This window comes from Desulfonatronum parangueonense (assembly GCF_054656975.1).
This window is the reverse complement of record NZ_BAAHXH010000003.1, coordinates 4650001-4668320: the sequence shown is the minus strand read 5'-3', so window position 1 is coordinate 4668320 and position 18320 is coordinate 4650001. Positions and strand designations below refer to the sequence as shown.

18 protein-coding genes, 1 tRNA gene and 2 rRNA genes (1 of these 21 running past the window's edge) are annotated in these 18320 nt (G+C 58.6%); 3 read left to right on the top strand and 18 right to left on the bottom strand.

Features of this window, described 5'->3' with window-relative positions:
* Positions 1-21 precede the first annotated feature (21 nt).
* The 12 genes from ACYQ15_RS20985 to ACYQ15_RS20930 all read right to left on the bottom strand — a co-directional run bounded on the left by ACYQ15_RS20985 (position 22) and on the right by ACYQ15_RS20930 (position 9731).
* Entirely contained in the window at positions 22-540 is a 519-nt protein-coding gene (locus ACYQ15_RS20985) for a Na+/H+ antiporter subunit E (protein ID WP_459939416.1), read from the bottom strand.
* Complete coding sequence (locus ACYQ15_RS20980; protein WP_459939415.1) at positions 537-2291, bottom strand: complex I subunit 5 family protein; 1755 nt, start codon at positions 2289-2291, stop codon at positions 537-539. The genes ACYQ15_RS20985 and ACYQ15_RS20980 overlap by 4 nt, the downstream gene beginning before the upstream one ends.
* Positions 2288-3796 (bottom strand): complex I subunit 5 family protein, encoded by a 1509-nt coding sequence (locus ACYQ15_RS20975; RefSeq protein ID WP_459939414.1) that lies wholly within the window; start codon positions 3794-3796, stop codon positions 2288-2290. Before ACYQ15_RS20975 ends, ACYQ15_RS20980 begins: the two co-directional genes overlap by 4 nt.
* Positions 3793-5316, bottom strand: coding sequence for a complex I subunit 5 family protein (locus tag ACYQ15_RS20970; protein WP_459939413.1), 1524 nt, complete (start codon positions 5314-5316; stop codon positions 3793-3795). The genes ACYQ15_RS20975 and ACYQ15_RS20970 overlap by 4 nt, the downstream gene beginning before the upstream one ends.
* Positions 5313-5633 carry a sodium:proton antiporter gene (locus ACYQ15_RS20965; RefSeq protein WP_459939412.1) on the bottom strand — a complete coding sequence of 107 codons (321 nt, stop codon included), beginning with the start codon at positions 5631-5633 and terminating at the stop codon, positions 5313-5315. Before ACYQ15_RS20965 ends, ACYQ15_RS20970 begins: the two co-directional genes overlap by 4 nt.
* A 198-nt stretch (positions 5634-5831) precedes the next feature.
* The gene (locus ACYQ15_RS20960; RefSeq protein WP_459939411.1) at positions 5832-6926 is read right to left on the bottom strand and encodes a hydrogenase subunit MbhD domain-containing protein; all 1095 of its coding nucleotides are present in this window, start codon (positions 6924-6926) and stop codon (positions 5832-5834) included.
* Positions 6923-7222, bottom strand: a complete 300-nt coding sequence (locus tag ACYQ15_RS20955) for a cation:proton antiporter (protein WP_459939410.1) — start codon at positions 7220-7222, stop codon at positions 6923-6925. Before ACYQ15_RS20955 ends, ACYQ15_RS20960 begins: the two co-directional genes overlap by 4 nt.
* Before the next feature lie 3 nt (positions 7223-7225).
* Positions 7226-7522: an MrpF/PhaF family protein gene (locus tag ACYQ15_RS20950; RefSeq protein WP_459939409.1), complete on the bottom strand. Its 297-nt coding sequence runs from the start codon at positions 7520-7522 to the stop codon at positions 7226-7228.
* A 28-nt stretch (positions 7523-7550) separates the two neighbouring features.
* Entirely contained in the window at positions 7551-7874 is a 324-nt protein-coding gene (locus ACYQ15_RS20945) for a sll1863 family stress response protein (RefSeq protein WP_459939408.1), read from the bottom strand.
* A 99-nt stretch (positions 7875-7973) separates the two neighbouring features.
* Entirely contained in the window at positions 7974-8405 is a 432-nt protein-coding gene (locus ACYQ15_RS20940; protein ID WP_459939407.1) for a sll1863 family stress response protein, read from the bottom strand.
* 439 nt (positions 8406-8844) lie between these two features.
* Positions 8845-9318 (bottom strand): hypothetical protein, encoded by a 474-nt coding sequence (locus ACYQ15_RS20935; protein WP_459939406.1) that lies wholly within the window; start codon positions 9316-9318, stop codon positions 8845-8847.
* A 116-nt stretch (positions 9319-9434) separates the two neighbouring features.
* Positions 9435-9731: a sll1863 family stress response protein gene (locus ACYQ15_RS20930; RefSeq protein ID WP_459939405.1), complete on the bottom strand. Its 297-nt coding sequence runs from the start codon at positions 9729-9731 to the stop codon at positions 9435-9437.
* Between the two features lie 456 nt (positions 9732-10187).
* On the opposite strand from ACYQ15_RS20930, the gene ACYQ15_RS20925 reads away from it, so the two are divergent.
* Together ACYQ15_RS20925 and ACYQ15_RS20920 are read left to right on the top strand one after the other, a co-directional pair.
* Complete coding sequence (locus ACYQ15_RS20925) at positions 10188-11219, top strand: amidoligase family protein (protein ID WP_459939404.1); 1032 nt, start codon at positions 10188-10190, stop codon at positions 11217-11219.
* The gene (locus tag ACYQ15_RS20920; protein WP_459939403.1) at positions 11216-12019 is read left to right on the top strand and encodes a gamma-glutamyl-gamma-aminobutyrate hydrolase family protein; all 804 of its coding nucleotides are present in this window, start codon (positions 11216-11218) and stop codon (positions 12017-12019) included. Before ACYQ15_RS20925 ends, ACYQ15_RS20920 begins: the two co-directional genes overlap by 4 nt.
* Before the next feature lie 177 nt (positions 12020-12196).
* Here the strand turns inward: ACYQ15_RS20920 and ACYQ15_RS20915 are convergent, their stop codons facing one another.
* From ACYQ15_RS20915 to ACYQ15_RS20900, 4 genes are all read right to left on the bottom strand, one after another.
* The gene (locus tag ACYQ15_RS20915; RefSeq protein WP_459939402.1) at positions 12197-14185 is read right to left on the bottom strand and encodes a BCCT family transporter; all 1989 of its coding nucleotides are present in this window, start codon (positions 14183-14185) and stop codon (positions 12197-12199) included.
* Positions 14185-15240: a DUF21 domain-containing protein gene (locus ACYQ15_RS20910; RefSeq protein ID WP_459939401.1), complete on the bottom strand. Its 1056-nt coding sequence runs from the start codon at positions 15238-15240 to the stop codon at positions 14185-14187. The genes ACYQ15_RS20915 and ACYQ15_RS20910 overlap by 1 nt, the downstream gene beginning before the upstream one ends.
* Positions 15241-15386: 146 nt before the next feature.
* Positions 15387-15463 (bottom strand) — tRNA-Arg (locus ACYQ15_RS20905).
* 100 nt (positions 15464-15563) lie between these two features.
* Positions 15564-16466 (bottom strand): DMT family transporter, encoded by a 903-nt coding sequence (locus ACYQ15_RS20900; protein ID WP_459939400.1) that lies wholly within the window; start codon positions 16464-16466, stop codon positions 15564-15566.
* 54 nt (positions 16467-16520) lie between these two features.
* Here ACYQ15_RS20900 and ACYQ15_RS20895 point away from each other — a divergent pair, with 54 nt between their 5' ends.
* Complete coding sequence (locus tag ACYQ15_RS20895) at positions 16521-17222, top strand: PHP domain-containing protein (RefSeq protein ID WP_459939399.1); 702 nt, start codon at positions 16521-16523, stop codon at positions 17220-17222.
* 258 nt (positions 17223-17480) lie between these two features.
* Here the strand turns inward: ACYQ15_RS20895 and rrf are convergent.
* Positions 17481-17595 (bottom strand): 5S ribosomal RNA (rrf, locus tag ACYQ15_RS20890).
* A 104-nt stretch (positions 17596-17699) separates the two neighbouring features.
* A 23S ribosomal RNA gene (locus tag ACYQ15_RS20885) occupies positions 17700-18320 on the bottom strand; it runs 2426 nt beyond the window's last position.

The following is an 18320-nucleotide window of genomic DNA, read 5'->3' as shown; positions in this document are numbered from 1 at the left end:
CCTGAAACTTGAATCCAAAGTTTATTTATCCCCATTGCCGAACAGATCGTCTATCCGATCCTCAAGCTCTCGCAGCTTCCAGGCATCCGCGATGCTTTCATCCAGAACATGCACGCTCACCGTATCGCCTTGCAGGTCAACGCCGGCCGTACCGGGCAACAGACTGACCACCCAGATGAAGAAAACCCGCGCCGGTTCCGATTTGAACTTCATATCATGAGTAATCACCACAGGGCTGAGGTCCATCCGCGGCCGCAAGGCCCTGCGGGCCACGTCCAGGCCGCCCAGCAGGGATTGGTGCAAGAAATACGGCATGAAACGCAGCAGCCCTCTGATCCGCAACTTCCATGCGCCCGGAGGAATCATCCACAGGCTGAGAATCGATGCCGCCGCAACAGCGATGATTCCCAAGCCGGAAAGCGGCGAACCGCCCTGGGTGAGCACCCACCAGAGCAGGGCGAACATCACGATCCGCTGGATCAACATGCGCGGCTTCAGGAGCCGGAGATCCCGCTTTTTCGCACCCCGCTCTGTCGTCATGGTATTCCCCACCACGCCAAAGCCGTAAATCCGAGCAACAGAGCCGTGAAGAGCAGGCCCACGGTATGCCAGTACAGCAGTCGCCGTTCCAACATGTCCGGGACCGTGCGCATCCACCGGCTCTGCAGCACCCGGTCCGACCAGGTCACCAGATTGACCGATCCGCAGGAGGGATCGCACAACGGCCCCTTCCGCCATGCCCTGTACGCCCGGACCAGGACGCGGTCCACCGAACCCAGAATCAGGTCATCCAGCCCCCGTCGCTCCAGACCGTCCTTGTTCCAGCGCACGAACAGCGCCGCGGCAGCCATGCCCAGCATGATGGGCCAGAGACCGTCCCAGATGTCCAGCCAGCCAACCGTGAACACGGCCGGCCCCTCCGGAAACGCGGTGTTCAGGAGCGGCGCGGCAATCAGCAGCAGAGCGGCCACGGCCCCCCAGGCGCCGGCCATTCGGACTCCTGCCGTCTTCCGGCCCTGTGCCATGGCCTCGCGAACCCGCCAGACCAGAACCGCCAGCAGCAGCATGGTCCCCATGGCGGTCACGGAAAGCATGGCCTTGAAATACCCGCTCCAGGCCAGGGGCAAATGCGCCACACCCTCTTTCAGGGACTCTTTGACAATGGACCCGCCGGTGAACGGCAGCCCCGCCAGAACAAGTCCCGCCAGCATCAATCCGGCCAGAACAAAGGGCGCCTGCCGGGAGTCCCTGCCTGTGATCTTTGCCACGCCGACCCCGAAAAACAGCGAGGCTTTTGCCAACCCGTGCACCAGGGCGAAGAGCAGCACCCCTGAAATCAGTGACTGGGCTTCGCCGGCGCCGGGCAACAGGGCAAAGCCGAAGGCCATGGTCATCAGCCCCATCTGGCTGACGCTGGAATAGGCCAGAATGGTTTTCGGATCATGCCGGAGCACGCCGGATGCCACGCCGTACACCGCCGCGATCAGGCCCAGCCAGGCCAGCGTCATGCCCCAATGGCTCAATCCCGCGCCCAGGGGGAAGAACTGCAGCCAACCCAGCAGACCGGCCTTGATCATCACCCCGCTGAGCACGGCGCTGGCCGCGGTGGGCGCGGCGGGATGGGCCAGGGGCAGCCAGAGGTGCAGGCCAATGACCCCGGCCTTGATGCCGAAGCCGATAAATACCAGGGCCAAAACGAGATCTGCCTGTCCGTGTCCGGCAAGAGTCGCGCGAATTTCGGCAAACAGCAGACTCTCTCCGGAAACTCCGGCATAGTAGAACCCGGAAGCCAGCAGCACCTCGCCGATCACGGCCATGGTCAAATAGACGCGTCCGGCATACAGGGCCTTGGATGTCCGGTCATGGATGATCAGTCCATAGGCGGCAAAGCTCATTAAGGCAAAAAAAACATAAAAGGAAGCCAGGTCCTGGGCTACGCACAAGCCCAGGTTGCCGCACAGGGTCAGCAGGAAGAACAGCGCGAACCGGGTTTGCCCTGAACCGACCTTGCCTGACTCCTTGGCGGACGTGCGGGCAAAGACTCCGGCTGCCGTCCAGAGCAGGGCCGCCAGGAGCAGAAAAACCCGCCCGTACGGCCCGAAATGCAGCGTCGTGCCCAGAAACAGGGCCGAAAAAAAAGCGGATTCAGCTCCACTGCCCCACAGTGCCAATGCCAGGGCAGGCAGGGGCGCGGCCCAGAGCCCTTCCCGGGAGATCACGCTCCGCATTCCGGGAAACACGAGCAGTCCGGCCAGAACCAGAGGCCAAAGCACGGCTGTCAGCCAGGTCATGGCTGCCCCCTGCCGGCGACAATCTGGTGCGCCACGCCCAGAGGGCTCCATTCCCAGCCGGCAAAGACCCCGGCTCCCAGTGACATCAGGGCCGTGACAATGGTGGGAAACAGAAGCATCCAGGGAGCTTCGGGTAAGGCCCCGGATTTGCGGACAGGCTCCCCAAGGATTTCCTGGCCCGGAACAACAAACCAGGCCCGATACAGGATGGGCAGAAAATAGGCGGCATTGAGCAGACTGCTGGCCACAAGAACCAGGACCACCCAGTCCTGACCGGCCTGAATGCCGCCCTGGGCAAGATGCCACTTGCTGACAAAGCCGGCCACGGGCGGCACGCCGATCATGCCCAGGCTGGCGATGGTGAACATGGCCATGGTCAGGGGCATGACCCGGCCCAGACCGTTCATCTGATCGATCCGGCTGATGCCTCGGGATTCGGAAAAAATGCCGGCGCAGAAGAACAGGGTGATTTTCATGATGCCCTGATGCACGAGATGGGCAAGCCCGCCCACAGTGGCCAGCGGTCCCGCGACCACCGCTCCCAGGGCGATGTAGGAAACCTGGCTGACCGTGGAATAGGCCAGCCGCCGCTTGAGGTCGTTCTGCATCAGGGCCCGCACGGACCCGAAAACAATCGTTCCCGCCACCACCATGGCCAGGGGCTCCAGCACCTGCAACTGGGCCGCGAAGTCCTTGCCGTACACGTCCTGAACCACCCGCAGCACGCCGAAGGCCCCGGCCTTGACCACGGCCACGGCATGGAGCAGCGCGCTCACCGGCGCGGGCGCGACCATGGCCTCGGGCAGCCAGCCGTGCAGCGGAACGAATGCGGTCTTCACCGCCAGGCCGATGATCAGCAGGACGAAAATGACCCGCAGATGCCATGGGCCGATATGATCCAGCCCCGCCAATGTGCCGCCGGAAACGAAATCCTGGGGACCGGCCAACAGCTGCAGCCAGACCACGCCGATGAACAGCAGGGCTCCGGCGCTCATGGCGTACCAGAGATAGGTTCTTCCCGCGGCCAGGGCCCGGGGCGTGCCCTGATGCACCACCAGGGGATAGGTGACCAGGGTCAGGAACTCGTAGAAAATGAAAAAGGTGATCAGGTTGCCGGCCAGGGCCACCCCGGTGGAGGCGGTCACGCAGAGGCTGAAGAAGCCGAAAAAGCGGCTCCGGTTGCGTGAGCCTTCCAGGTAGCCCACGGCATAGAGCGTGGTCAGAAACCAGAGATTGCTGGACAAGGAGACAAAGGCCAGGGACAGCAGGTCCACCTGAAGCAGAAAATCGAAACCAAGGCCCATGGTAAAACGAACTTCGTAGACTTGGTCATGCACCAGCACTCCCCAGGCCATCACGAAGACCGCCACGACCTTCACCGTGGCACCGGCCATGTTCAGGGTTGTGCGCCATCCCGAACGTTCCCCCGGCAGCAGGAAAATGATCAATCCGGTAAACAGGGAACTGCACAGGACGATCAGCGGCAGCCAGGAGGTCATGGTCATGGACGCCCTCCTGGAAGATCCGGAAAGGCCATTCCAACACCTTGAGGCAACATGGCAATCACCTCTTCCGCCCGAAAACCGAACAGTACGCAGAGCACGCCAAGGCTCAGGGCGACCAGGGTCATGAGCATTGGCACGGGCTTGAGGTCCATGGGCCGGCCAGTGGAGGGGACGAAGGTGAAGGACAATATCTTGAAGACATAGGCAGCGGTGAGCAGTCCACCCAGGGCGATGACCACCACCCACCACCACTGCCCGCTGGCCAGGGAGGCTTTCAGAAGCATCCATTTGGCCACGAAGCCGGCGCTGGGCGGCAAGCCCATCAGGCTGATTCCGGCCACGCCCAGGGTGAAGGTGATCACCGGCAGGCGTCCGGCTATGTCACGCATTGAGCGCAGGTCGTCCGTGCCCATGGCCAGCACCAGGCAGCCCGCGGCCAGGAACAGGGCCGCCTTGGCCAGGCCGTGGGAAAAGACGTGGAACATCATGCCGGTCCAGGCTATGGAAGCCCAGGCATCACTTCCGTGCGCCCCTCCCGCGGGAGTGACCAGGGCGAACAGCAAGAACAGATACCCCAACTGACCCACCGTGGAATAGGCGATGAGCATTTTCAGGCTTGTCTGGCGCACGGCCTGCATTGATCCCCAGAGCACGGCCACTGCTCCCATGAGGCCGATCATCTGACCGGTGGCGGGAACGAGAATCTCCGGAAAAACCACGAACCAGATCCGCAGAAGCAAAAAAAAAGCCGCCTTGGTCACCATTGCCGACAAAATGGCGCTCACCGGGGCCGGCGCACTGGAATGGGCCGGAGGCAACCAGAAGTGAAAAGGCAGCAAGGCCCCCTTGATCAGCAGGCCGAAGGTCATCAGCCCGAATGCCGCCAGTACCGGCAGGGAAGGCGACATGGCCTCGGCCAGGAGAAAGAAGTCGAGGCGGCCGATCTGGGCGTAGAGCAGGGCCACGCCCAGCAGGTACATCAGGGAGGCGAACATGGTGGCCAGCAGATAGCGCAACCCCGCCGTCAGCGAAGCCCTGGTCCCGGAAAGCACGGTCAGCCCCACGGCCGCGATGCCGACAATCTCCAGCAAAACATAGGCGTTGAAGATGTCGGAACAGAGATACAGACCGTTCAGCCCAGCCCAGAGCAGCAGCCATATCGGCCAGAAGTACGGCCGCATCCGTTCCTGACCGTGCCGCCGGTCGCCTCGAACCGGCGAGGGTTGACCGAAGAAGCTCGCTGCATACAGCCCGACCAGCACTCCGACAATGGCCGTGAGGAGCATGAACAACGCTCCGATGCCGTCCAGATACAAGCCGATGCCCAGGGGCGCGGCCCATCCACCCAGTTCCACCCGGGCAAATCCGTGCTCCCAGACATGCATCACCAGGTTGATGCAGACGCCGAACACGGCCCAGGAAGCCGTCAAGCCCGCCCAGGCAATAGCCCGCCCCCGCAGCAGCAGGCAGGTCATGGACCCGAGAAAGGGAATCCAGATCGCCCAGACCAGGTGCGTCATTGCTGGTCTCCGTCCCGGTCGGAGTTCACTGACGGCGGATCATCGTCGGGGCGATGGATCCGCCGCACCAGGGCCAGGGCAAGGGCGGTGGCGCTGATGGCCACGACAATTCCGGTCAGCACCATGGCCTGCGGGACCGGGTCGGCAAACTCGTCCTGATTGCGGTAGGCCGTGCTGATCAACAGCAGGAATACCCCCCCGGCAATGACGTTCAAGGCCATGATCTGACGCAGCAGATGCCGCCGGACCATCAGTCCGTGCAGACCCAGCCCCACCAGCAGGACGGCAACAATGGAGTAAAGAAGAAAGGTGCTCATTGCATGCCGGGTTCCGTGTTTCGGTACAGTATTTCCGGGCTTGTTCAGAGCCTGTCGACACATCCGGAATTGAGCCGCCCGCTTCGCTCATGGAAGATGCGAAGGTCGCCAAGAAATAAATTTTGGCTTCCGCTGGAAAGATGTGGAAGCCAAAGACTCGCCGCCTATCGGCAATATTGGTTCCGCCCGCGGGGAGGACTATTCCGATGCGGCATCGTCACACTTGACCGTATTTCTTCTGTCCCTGCCGCCGGACAGGACGTGCACCACCAGGGAGGCCAGGGTCACGCCGATGGAAATGGTGGCTGCGGATTCCAGGACGAGGATCAGCGTCTTGGCCCATTGTTGCGGAAATTCCAGGGGATGCAACCGGGGAGCGAAGCTGGTGACCGCTGCCAGGAGCAGCACCGCGCTGAATCCAAACATCACAAGAGACAACAAGGCATTGCGGGAAAGCGTGTTCACGGATGGCAATCCGGTCAGCCGGAGCAGAACGAGCCCGGCGGCCAGGACGACCCCGGCCTGGAACGCCCCGCCCGGCGAATGCTCCCCCAGCCAGAGCAGTTGGACCGCAACGAGCAGGACAATCGGCGTCAGCAGGCAGACCAGCCAGCGCAGCACGGAATTGGAGGTTTCCCGGGCCTGCATCCGCAACTCCCGGCGGCCGTACACGGCCAGCACCGCAACCAGGGCCAGGATCAGCACGCCCAGTTCCAGCCAGGTGTCGTAAAGCCGAAAATTGAGCAGCACCGCGGTCACCGGATGCTCTACCCCGCTGTCCCGCATGGCCTGCGCCGCCCACTCCGTCAGGCCGCCCTTGTCAGTGGGCAGGTGCGTCACCGTCAGGACCAGCAGCAGGGTCAGCAGCCCCACCAGGCCCCCGGCAAGAAGATAGTGCATCCGGCCAGGGCAGGACGCATCCAGATCCAGGCGACAGGGCACAGCCTGGAACTGAGTGACCGACAGATCGTCCTCCCCAGTCCGGACCTGGTTCCGGTTTTCGTCCGTGTCGCCGGGGCCTTGGCGGTCACGGTACTGATCGTCTCGGACCCGGTTCGGCTCGATTCCCTTGAACGTGCCGAAGAGGAGCACTCCGGCCAGGCCTGCGCCCACCGCGGCCTCGGCCAGCGCGATGTCCGGAGCCTGCAAGCGAATCCAGGCCAGGGAAAGAAACAGGCCGAAGGAAACGAAGAGCACCGTGGCCTGAAACAGATCCGAAGCCATCAGAAGCCGCCGGCTGACCATCAGCAGCGCTCCCACCAGGAGCACGTCGAAAACCAGCATCAGGATCATGCCTGTCCTGCCTTTCTCTTGCGCATGATGCTCTGTCCGACCAGGAAGCAAATGCTTGAACTGGCTGCCAGAGCCAGGAGCCAGATCAAGATGATCTTCACGGCTTCACTGAGAGAATCGCCTGTCAGCACCAAGGCCAGGGCGATCAGCCCCAGACCCAGGTTGTCCGCCTTGGTCAGGGCGTGAATCCGGCTCAAGGAATCCGGAAATCGCAGCAGGCCGATGGTGCCGGCCAGAAAAAAGAAGGCTCCAGCCAGACACAGGCCGCCGGAAAGGATCTGGAGAACCAGCGTCATGCCCTACTCTCCGGGAGCAATGCGACGATCGTTCTTCTCGGCGTCGCTCTCATCGATTTCGCCGCGCACGAAAGCGACCACGGCCAGCACGGCCAGCAAGGCGAAAACCAGGGCGGCATTGCGGATGGCCGGGGCGTCAAAGGCCACGGCCAGGAGCAGCACAATAGCCACGCCCGTGGTGCCGAAAAGCTGCACCGCCACCACACGGTCCTCCTGGTTCGGGCCGCGAAAAACCCGAACCAATCCGACAATCATGGTCACGAGCAGAAAACAGGCCACTCCCAGATAGAAACTCGGCATCGGCACATTGCTCCCGGCATTTTGCCCATTACTCCGGCTTCTGCTTTCCTTCCTTGTATCCTTGCGAGAACGCCGCCTTTGCTTTTGCAAAACTCTCGGACCAGGTCTCCCAGGAGCGCTCAAGGCCCTGTTTCACCCCTTCCCAGGAAGATTCTCCCGCTTCCTGCAATGCCGCGATTTTTTCTTCGACCTCCTTGCGCCGGGCCCGCAATTCTTCCAGCCGGTGATGATACTCAAGTTTTGCTTCAGCTTTGACCAGGTCGGCCTGGGCCTCCAGCTTGTCGATCTCGGCATTCCAGGCATCAATTTTGGCTTTCATCTTCTGGATGTAGGCTTCTCGCTTTTCACTCATGGGTCTCCCTTTTCGTTTTTGCCGGAACTTCGTCCGACGATTCAAATGAACATAACTATTTCCTCACGCTTGGCCAGGAATGATCGGCCGCGAAAGTCGTCAATCCTCAGTTTCCTTTTGGAATTCGCGCACTGTGTTCGCCCAGGCCTCGTTCAGAACGAGATAGGCATCCATGAATCCCTTGCGCAGATGTTCCCAGGCCCCTTCGGAGGATTGCTTCAGGCTTCCGTACTTTTCGGCCAGGTCGATCCGTTGTCGGCGCAATTCCTGAATTGCCCGCAAGGATCTCTCCCGGGCCGCCTCGCTCATCTCGTCCCAATTGCTTTTGATGGACCGTTCCAGGTTGTCCAGGCGCTGATCCAGGGACTCCAGCGCGGGCTGAGCCTGCTGCACGGCCTTGTCCCGCTGTTCCGCCCCATATTTTGTCAACACATCACCCAACTCCCGCATCTCCCGGCGAACATCCTCGAACGACGCCTCATCCGGTCCAGCATCGGCCCAGGCGGCAGGAACGACCAAAACCAATACCATTACAAGGGCGAATATTGTACATGTACATGTAGAGACAAGGCATGCCTTGTCTCTACGAATTCTACAAATATTCATCATATAATCGCATATATTCATAAAACCCCCTAGATTATTGTGGGGTAGAGACAAGGCATGCCTTGTCTCTACAAATTGCACAATATTCATCATTAAATAACGCATATTCATCAAACGCCTGTACATATCATGATTGGTAGAGACAAGGCATGCCTTGTCTCTACCAATTGCCAAATATTTATCACACAATCACGCATATTCATCAACGCCTGTACATATCCTGATCGTAGAGACAAGGCATGCCTTGTCTCTACCAATTTCACAAATACACATCACAATCACACAATCTTGCATATTCATAAAACCCAGTACATTATTGATTAATTCAATTACATTCGGATGGCTGATCGGGAAACGCCATGGCTCACCCCACACGCAGCTGCGCCAGGGAAGCAATTGCCTCGCCGCCGCTGATGTCCGGCTTGATGTGCAGTTCCAGGATGGTCACGCCGTTCAGATCGATATAGATGTTCTCGGTTTCATACTGCATGCCGCTGGGACTGAAATTCCACTGCTGGCGAAGGATGTCCTTGTAGGTTTGGCCGCTGTCCGGAGACCAGCGCAGCACGAATTCATGGGTCCGCTCCACCTGGGCTTCCTCGAAATGGATCCAGATCCGCCGAATGGGTCGCGGTTCATTGAAAATGAGCCGGATGGTCTGTTCACCCGGTTGCCCCGCACGCCATCCGGAAGGATTTCCCGGCAGCAGGGCATGCTCGATGGGATGGTTCGGGTCCTCGGAGCTGATTTCCACTTCCGCCGCTGTCTCCAGATCCACCCAGTCGCCCTCCGGCCCGCTGTCCGCTTCCACATTGGTTGGGACTATTCGTTTCTTCATCCGTATGCTCTCCTTTGCCGCTCAAGGCGGATTGATTGATGTGACCTGCTTACTTGCTCCTGGGGAGCATGAATCAGGCATCCATCCGATTAACAACCCGAACGTGACCCCGATTTCTACTCTTTGCGCTTCCCGGACAAGGCCTCGCCATAGCCTTTCTTCAACGCTTCCCAGGAAGAATCGATGCCCTTTCTGAGTTCGGCCCATGCCGGTTCGCCCGCCTTTTGCAGTGCGGCGATTTTATCCTCCACTTCTTTGCGTTTGGTGCGCAACATCGTGATCTGCTCGGCGTATTCACTCTCCTTTTCCGCCTTGACCTGCTTGGCCTTGACCGCCAGCCGATCAATGTCGACATTCCACTCTTCGAGTTTTTCCTTCAGCATCCGAAGATACGCATCCCGCTTGTCCAACACGCTTTCACTCCTTATCTTGCATATCAAATCTCACACAACAAGGACAATACCATGACAATATCGCTCCAAAAATATGCAGCATGTCCTGCTCATCATGACCGTGACAGCCGGTGCCACAATTCCGTCATCTTGACCTGCCGGTAAAAACAAGTCAATTTGTATGGCATGTTGGCTCGGAACTGCTCAAACATCTGTTGTGACGTGCGGATGTGGTTTCGAAATGATGACATTCCCCCACCATATCATGGCAATCTTGGGCACCCGCAAGGGGAGCCCCTACTGGTCCAGACAAGAACATGTTCTTGAACCACGTACGCTCTGGGCCAGTATCGAAATCATGATCGAAATCAAAATCTGGCAACTTAAAACACGATAGCATTTTTTTTGATTTCGATATTGCTGCCCCACTCGGGTCCCCTTGAACAACCTGCTCCCTAAAGTACGAACCTGACTCCCATGATCCAAGACTGCCCCGCATCCGTGCAGAACACGACCCAGTTTGTCATGCCCGAACGAGTCCGGACCTCCCACGGCGATTTCCGTCACGTCGGCCTGGAGATGGAGATGGGAGGACTGGAACTGATGGAAATCGCCCGGGCCGTGACGGATGTCTTCGGAGGAACGACGATCTCCAAAAGTTCGTTCGAGATCGAAATCGAGAATGCGCGACATGGGTCGTTCCGCGTGGAACTCGACGCCAGCCTGCTCAAGGATCATGAGTACCGTCGCTACCTCAACCTGATCGGCATCGATCAGGACAACCCGCAAACCCGACACCGCATCGACGACCTCCTCGCCCGGCTGGCCGGAAACATTGTTCCCAGCGAGGTCATCGCTCCCCCTGTTCACCTGACGGCTCTGGCGGAAATGGACGACCTGCGGGTCCGCCTGCGACAGGCCGGAGCCAAAGGCACGCGTGCGGCCCTGGTCTATGCCTTTGCCGTACAATTCAACGTGGAGGCGGCCGAACTGAAGGCCGGCTATCTGCTGGACATCCTGCGGGCCTTTGTACTGCTTTATGAATGCCTGTCCGCGCGGGAACGGATTGATATCTCGCGCAAGATCCTGCCCTTCATCCGTGCTTTCCCGGGAGAATACAACCGCATTATCCTGGCTGACGGCTACGCACCGGACATCACGGAACTGATCCGGGACTACCTGCTGCATAACGCCACGCGGAACCGGCCGCTGGATATGCTTCCGTTATTCGCCCATCTGAACCGAGACCAGGTCATGGCCGCGGATGTGGAAACCCACCTGATCAACCCCCGCCCCACGTTCCACTATCGCCTGCCCAACTGCCGGATCGACGAGCCGGACTGGTCCCTGGCCCTGCCATGGAACGACTGGGTTCTTGTCGAGCATCTGGCCGCGGACAAGGAGCGGCTACGCGAACACAGCCGGGCATACCTGGAAAAACCCCTGGAGGTGGTTGCGGCAATGATTGACGACTGGGCGGGTAAAATGAGGAAATGGATCAAGAAATGAAGAATACTCGCCCCCTGATCGGCATCACCGGCCCGGATCACGGCGGTCTGGCCGCGTGGTGGTTCACTCATTTGGCGGTATTCCGGGCCGGCGGGCGCAGCCTGCGGATCACGCCGCAACGGCCTGCGACCATCGACGGGCTGGACGGCTTGATCATCGGCGGGGGAGCGGACGTGGCCCCGGATCTGTACGGCGAGGAACTGCTGCCGCCCACGGAGGAAATGGCTGTCGGCGAACGGGGCTGGTTTCGCCGCGCTCTGGCCGTATTGGCTTTCCCCCTCATGTTCCTGGCCCGCCGGCTCCTGACCACCCGCAACCCGGGATTGAACACGGACCGCGATGAACTGGAGCAGAAGCTGCTCCGGCAGGCCATGGACCGGAACCTGCCGGTACTGGGCATCTGTCGGGGAGCGCAGCTGATCAATGTTTCAGCGGGCGGAAACCTGCACCAGCATCTGGCGGGTTTCTATCAGGAAACGCCGAACATCCGCAGCCTGCTGCCGCGCAAAACCGTCCAGGTTGTCGACGGTTCCCGCCTGTCCGCCATCCTGAAGTGTGCCGTCTGCCGCGTCAACGCCCTGCACGATCAGGCCATCAACCGCCTCGGCGCCGCCGTCCAGGTGGTCGCCTCGGAAGCCAACGGTGTGATTCAGGCCGTCGAGCTGACCGACAAGGACTTTGTGGTCGGGGTCCAGTGGCACCCCGAATACCTGCCCCACCACCGCCGCCACCAGCGCCTGTTCCGGGCCCTGGTGGAAAAGGCGGGGGGCAAAAACAAAGTAGCTGCTCAGCACACATGATGTGACTCACCCTCCGGCAATCGGGGTCGGGATCGGTATCGGAATCGGTTTCGAGAACGTTGAGGCTCCCTCCGCATGACTTCGCTTCCGATCCCGGTACCGACAGCGATGCCGAACTGGGCAACGGCAGCGTATGCTGAATACAACAAACGTCTTTGAACTGACTTCCCCGCATCCCTACCGCACCGCATGCAGAAAATGCAGGTGCTTTTCGTACTGGTCCACCACGTCCGTAATGATCTGGTCCTTGGTCCAACCCATGAGGTCGTAATCCTGTCCGCCCTCGCTGAGGTGCACTTCGGCCCGGAAGAACTGGAGCTGCTCGCCGCGGCGTTTTCTGGTGTCGCGCATGACGAATGCCGGCGGACTGTAGATGCGTGGCCGCACCGAGTAGAAGAAATCGATCTCGTCGCCATGGAGCACTTCCAGCCAGACCCGGCCGTCCTCGCCCTCCTCCACCCGGACCTTGATGTTTCGCCGCTGGAATTCTTCCGCCACGTCCAGAAGCGCCGGTCTGACCGTATTGCGGATGAAATCCAGAACTTCGTCCCTGGTGGGATTGTGCAGCAACGCGGCCAGACGTTTTTGCCAGGATATCGGCTTGACCCCGACCTGGGGCATGAGCACGGCGCTGCGCAGGCTGATCCGTTTCACGCCCTCGAGGCGCAAGGACCGCAACAGACCCCAGCACATCAGGAGCATGATCACCGTGAAGGGCAAGGCGCCGACTATGGAAGCGGTCTGCAACGCACCCAGTCCGCCGGCCAGGAGCAGGGCCGCGGCCACAAGACCCTCGCTCAGCGCCCAAAAGATGCGCTGCCAGACCGGAGCGTCCTCTTCCCCGCCCGAGGCGAGCATGTCGATGACCAGTGATCCGGAGTCCGACGAGGTCACGAAGAACGTGACCACCAGGATCGTGGCGATCAGGGACATCAGGGTGGACAGCGGCAGGTGCTCGAAAAACTCGAACAAGGCCATGGTCGTATCCGCGGCCACGGCTGTGCCCAGTTCGGTGATGCCCTGAACCATGATCATGTACAGGGCCGTATTCCCGAAAAACGTCATCCACATGAACGTGAACCCCACGGGCACCAGCAGTACGCCCAGCACGAATTCCCTGATGGTCCGGCCCCGTGAGACGCGTGCGATGAACATGCCCACAAAGGGCGCCCAGGCTATCCACCACCCCCAGTAGAACAGGGTCCAGCCGCCGATCCAGCCCGTGGGCTCATAGGCGTACATGTTGAACGTCGTGGAGACGATGTCCGAGGCATAGGCCCCGATGTTCTGGGTCAGGGTCTGGAGCAGATAGACCGTGGGACCGGTGACCAGAACGAAGGCCAGCAGGCCCACGGCCAGGATCATGTTCAGTTCGGAAATCCGGCGGATCCCCCCGTCCAGCCCCAGGACAACGGAGACGGTGGCGATGATGGTAATTCCCGTGATCAGGGCGATCTGCACGCCAATGGTGTTGGGAACGCCGAACAGGTATTCCAGACCGGAATTGACCTGCATCGCCCCGAACCCCAGGGATGTGGCCACCCCGAACATGGTCCCCAGAATGGCGAAGATGTCCACGGCATGGCCGATGGGACCGTGGATGCGCTCGCCGATCAGGGGATAGAACGCGGAACGGATGGTCAGGGGCAGGTCGTGGCGATAGGAGAAGTAGGCCAGGGAAATGGCGATCACCGCATAGATGGCCCAGGCATGAACGCCCCAGTGAAAAAAGGTGATCTTCATGGCTTCCCGAGCCGCGGCCACTGTTGCCGGCTCGCCCACCGGCGGGGTCATGTAGTGCATCACCGGTTCGGCGACGCCGAAAAACATCAGGCCGATGCCCATGCCCGCGGAAAAGAGCATCGCGAACCACGAAAGATAGCTGTAACCCGGCTCGCTGTGATCCGGACCGAGCTTGATCCGGCCGTATCCCGACAGAGCCAGGAGCACCACGAAGATAAGGAACAGCGCCACGGAAAGAACATAGAACCAGCCCGCGGCGTGAACTATCCAACCCTGTACGCTGCCGAACACCGTCCCGGCCCGCTCCGGAGCAATCATGGCGAAGACGACAAAAATCAGGATCAGGCCGGCGGCGCCGAAAAAGACCGGCGGATTGATCTGGATTCGAGGCTTTGTTTCGGGTGTGTCAGGCGGTGTGTTCATCAGCTTTGCTCCTTTTCAGACATCGCCCGGTCCGGATCCGGAGCTTCCTCCCTGCGGACGATGCCGCGCAGCAGCCTGCCCAGGATGTCCGAACCGGTGATGACGTGTTTTTCCTCCCCCCAATAGAGAATGATGTCCTTGTCCACCACGTCGTCGTCCGGTCGTTCGGCGTGCACCTTCAATTTGGGAATGACCGATCCCAGACTGGTCATGGGATCGCGAACGATGATCGGCCGGTGGCAGTGAATCAGGGGATTGAAATTGCGCGGATCGAAAAAGGCTTCCCGCAAAAAACTGCCTGCATCCACCGCCAACCGGGGCTCGCCCTCCAGATCCACAAGGATGACCCAGGTCTTTTTTGAACTCTGGAGCAGCTTCAAAAAGTGATCCGACCTGGAAGGCTCGATTGGTGGAAAAACAGGCATCTCGCCCTCGAACTGCATGGTCAGGATGCTCTGCGGGTCAACCACCTCCCCTTCGGCGGCCACAGGCAGGTCGTCCAGGGCCAGAAAGTTCAGGCTGCCCTTGCCTTCCACCTTGTCAATTTCCGTGGAGCCGGAATTCATGTGCATCTTGATCAATTCACGCAGATCCTGTTCCCGAAAAAAACCGATCGCCTCGGGCCCCAGCCATTTGTCCAGGACCAAAGCCGTGGGTTTGGCGACAGGATACAAAATGACCTGATACAGCCGGATCATTGGCGACAGCAAAGAACCCATCTTCAGGGCGTTTCGAGAGAAATAGGCCTGGGGCATGATTTCACCGCAGATGGTGATCAGCACCGTGGAGAAAAGAAAAGCGGTCACCCCGGCGAGCACGGAATTGGACAGCAGGGCCAGCAGCACGTTCACGCCCACATTGGCCCACAGAATGGTCACCAGCAGAAAGTTGGAATCCCGGCGCAGGGCCAGAACCCGCCGGGCATGCGTGTTGTTCCGGGTGGCCTCCAGTTCCATCTGCAGCTTGCTCACGGAAAAAAAAGCCAGGTTCAGGCCGGAGAGCATGGCGGACTGCGTCAGGCAGGCGAAAATTCCGAGCCAAGTCAGAAGAGTCATGAAGCAGAGGGTAAAGCAAGGCAAGCGATGGAGCAACAAACAAATCCCCAAGTTTCCAAGACCTACGCTTCCCGCATATATGAGAACAGAGAAGGGAGAAATGAAATAAGGGTTTATGCCAAAAGCATAAACCCTTGATTTTCATTTGGTGCGCCAGGGAGGGATCGAACCCCCGACATTCGGCTTAGAAGGCCGATGCTCTATCCAACTGAGCTACTGGCGCATTACACATTATCTACTTCAAGCCGTGGAGACTGGTCAAGGGTGAACTGAAGGCCCTGGTGCAAAAATGGGTACAGAAATTGCCAGGCAACGGTTCAGTATCAACAAGAATTGCCGCGCACCGATACATTCCTGGACCAGACCATGAGCAGGACCGCTGTGATGATTAGAGCTGAACCCACGAGTCCCAGAGTTCCCAAATGTTCTTCCCACCACATGTAGGCGACAAATGCGGCGACCACCGGTTCAAATGTCGCGACCACCGAGGCCCGGGTTGCCTCAAGACGACGCAGACCGGCGCAGTACGCGAGAAAAGCCCCATAGGTGGAAACAAAAGCAAGAGCAGTGAGTGCGTACCAAGCAGTTGCCGTTTTATCCTGGAAATCAACCCATGGATACAGGGCAAGGGCTCCGATGGGCAACGCGTAAACCATCACCGTGGCCGCTGAGTAACCTTCGAGATAGCGCTTTCCGAATATATAGTAGAGAGCATAGGTCAAGCCGGAGAGCAGACCGAATCCAATGGCGGCTTGATTCCAGGATCCCTCATGAAAAGCTTTGAGTCCATCAGGACCAAGACTGACTCCCACTACGCCAAGCAGAGTCATGACCAGGGCGAACAGCTTCAGATTTCCCAACTGCTCGCCGAGAAACAACCTGGCCATCAGGGCAACCCAAGCCGGAGCCGTATACAGGAGGACGGCCGCCATGGAAGCTCCTCCCAGATCAACCGCCTTTTGAAACGCACCGTAAAAAAGCCCGACACAGATCAACCCAAAAAACAAAAAGGCAGGCGCATCCTGGCTCTTCACCCGCCATTTTCCAACGACCAATACATGAAGACCAAAAAACAGTGCACCAAGGCTTGCCCGCCAAAACGCAACCTCCAAAGGCTCCAATCCCTCCTGAAACGCCAGCTTGGCTAAAGGCCCGATCAATCCCCAGAGGGTTGCAGCCAGAAGGACATAGGCGTATCCTGTTTTTGTATTATCAAGAGCAATCATTTTAAGAACTTAGTTGAAACCTGTGACAACTTCAAACTGGACCACAAGCACCGCATGCGAATTGATTGCCATTTTCATTCAAGCCAATATTCCTGTTGCTCACACGTCAGCCCTCAACGAGCTTGCGAAATCGCCCTCAGCAGAGGGTTAAATGCCTTGCTGTTTACGGAACACGGCATTTATTGGAGTCAAGAAAAGCTTGACGAGTTGCAGGCGCAATATCCGGATCTAAAGCTGTTTTCGGGAATCGAGATCGCCCTGAACGAAGGTTACCACATCGTTGCCTTCGGAATCCGTTTTCTTGATCGCCAAATTCATCTCATGCCCCTGAACCAGTTGATCTCGATGGTGGCCAAGGATCGCGAAAACATATTTTTCTTTGTGGCTCACGCATTCCGTTACCAGCCCTACCCACTGCCGGAATTGCCTCAAATCCTGAAGTGGTGTGATGGACTGGAAATGAACTCCATTAATATATTGCGTGGTCACCACGTGCGGCAGCAGAAAAGCCTCGCTCCATCAAACCATGCCCTCTATCAGAAACATCTACGAGAATTCAAACTTACACCACTGTACAACAGCGATGGACACGACGAGGATATTATAGGTTTGATCGCCAATGAATTTCCAGATCCTGATCCTCCGAACGACGAAGTTGAACTGGCACGCCTCTTCAAGACCCAAAGACCCACCGAGTACCAAAATCCAGAGTTGCTCTCCCTGCATTACTTGTTGAACACGCCGGAATACTACTGATGTAGGAATACATGACCAGGAGTTCCTTTTTCTAAGGCTCTGTACTGCAATCCCCACTCCGATCCGTAGATTCTCCAAGTCATATCTGTCTGTTGTCTGCGTCTCATGGGATACGTGCCGCACTGGGGTGCGGCGGTCCCGGAAAAGGGATCAAGATACTGCAAGTACACAATTACTTTAACATGATGTGCTGAGCATGTACATCCAATACAAAAAGCCCGCTTCATCTGAAACGGGCTTTTTGTATTGGAAAGAAAGTTCTGGCGACGTCCTACTTTCCCACGGTTAGAACCGCAGTATCATCGGCGCTGGAGGGCTTAACTTCCGAGTTCGGAATGGGATCGGGTGTGTCCCCTCCGCCCAGGTCACCAGAACTAATTTTGTATAGGTGGTTTTGTGAGGTGTTTTTGTATGATCTGACTGATCAGTTGGAATCACTCATCACAATTCACCTTTTCATAGGGAATGAAGAATAGAGAGGTTAAGACTCACGGTCTATTAGTACTGGTCAGCTGAGCGTATTGCGACGCTTACACCTCCAGCCTATCAACCTGGTGGTCTACCAGGGACCTTTAGGGAATTTCTTCCAGGGAGACCTAATCTTGAGGCAGGCTTCCCGCTTAGATGCTTTCAGCGGTTATCCTTTCCGAACATAGCTACCCAGCTGTGCCGCTGGCGCGACAACTGGTCCACCAGAGGTTCGTCCATCCCGGTCCTCTCGTACTAGGGACAGGCCCTCTCAAGTCTCCTCCGCCCACAGCAGATAGGGACCAAACTGTCTCACGACGTTTTAAACCCAGCTCGCGTACCACTTTAAACGGCGAACAGCCGTACCCTTGGGACCTGCTCCAGCCCCAGGATGTGATGAGCCGACATCGAGGTGCCAAACCGCGTCGTCGATGTGAACTCTTGGACGCGATCAGCCTGTTATCCCCGGCGTACCTTTTATCCGATGAGCGATGGCCCTTCCATGCGGGACCACCGGATCACTAAGACCGACTTTCGTCCCTGTTCGAGATGTCTCTCTCACAGTCAAGCTCCCTTATGCCTTTGCACTCAACGGCTGGTTTCCAATCAGCCTGAGGGAACCTTTGCACG